The 1150-nt window shown below is 62.6% G+C and carries 1 protein-coding gene; it reads right to left on the bottom strand.

What is annotated here, in order from left to right:
* The coding region (locus AB0L60_RS42370) for a condensation domain-containing protein (protein WP_364626612.1) at positions 1 to 1150 on the bottom strand (1150 nt) is incomplete at both ends.

Here is a 1150-nt window from a genome sequence, read left to right as displayed (position 1 = left end):
GATCGATTTGTTGTTGTGTGAGTGTTGTCAGGGCCACGTCGGACGGGGACAGACCGCCACCGGTTTCGTCAACGCAGGTGGTGATGGCGTTCAATGCGGCGAACCACATGTCCGCTAGCTCGCCGACCTCGTCCTGGGCCAGGTGCGCGCCGGCGAAGGTCCAGTTCGCGACCAGTTGCGGGCCATCAGCGGTGTCGTAGGTGATCGCGTTCAGCTCGAGCACATGCGACAAAGGCATCCCCGCCGGAGAGCCCCCAAGGAAACTGCCCTCACCATTGGGTCCGGGGACCGGGCTCCAGGCGCTCGCTTCTGCCGAAGACGACACGCGTCCGAGGTAGTTGAATCCGACATCCGGGCGGCGTGTGGCGGCAAGTTCCTCCCGCGTTTGTGTGTTGAGGTAGCGGAGCAATCCGTATCCCAGCCCACCACCGGGTATGGCACGGAGCTGTTCCTTGATCTGTTTGACACCACGGCTCGCTAGAGGCCCACCGGCAAGGAAATCGTCCCAGGACAGTGCCTCGGTATCGAGACGAACCGGATACATGCTGGTGAACCAGCCCACGGTACGAGACAAATCAATATCGGGAGCCAGTGTTTCCTCGCGCCCGTGTCCTTCAACATCGACGACTAACGGGCCGAAACGCCGACCACGCCGCCGTGACCACTCCACTACCGCGAAACCGAAAGCGGCCAACAGAATGTCTTGAATACCGGCATGGAACGCCGCAGGCACCCTGCCCAACAGTGGGACAGTCTGTGCCACCGTCAGACGAGCCGACACCATGCCCGCCTCAGCGTGTACATCCCGCACCGGATCAAGGTCTCCCTTCACCACTGGTTCGGCACCCGCTGATATCTGACGCCACATGGGCAGTTCGGCTAGACGCGCGGGCGTCTGCGCATCTGAAGCCAGCAGCGTCGACCAGCGACGGAACGAAGTCCCCTTGGCCGGCAAACTGATCGGCATACCGGCACGGATCGCCTCCCATCCCGCCGCGAAATCCGGCAGCAGAACCCGCCACGACACACCATCAACGACTAGATGGTGAATTGCGACAAGCAACATCCCGGGCTGATCCGGCCCACGGTCGAACCAGACCGCTTGCAACAGCGAGTCGTCTGCGACCCCCAAGCGATCAGCAGCCGCCTC

It is taken from the genome of Nocardia sp. NPDC051981, from assembly GCF_040680715.1.
In the GTDB taxonomy this organism is placed as follows: domain Bacteria; phylum Actinomycetota; class Actinomycetes; order Mycobacteriales; family Mycobacteriaceae; genus Nocardia.
Note: the sequence above shows the minus strand (reverse complement) of the source record. Positions and strands in the feature narration are given on the sequence as shown.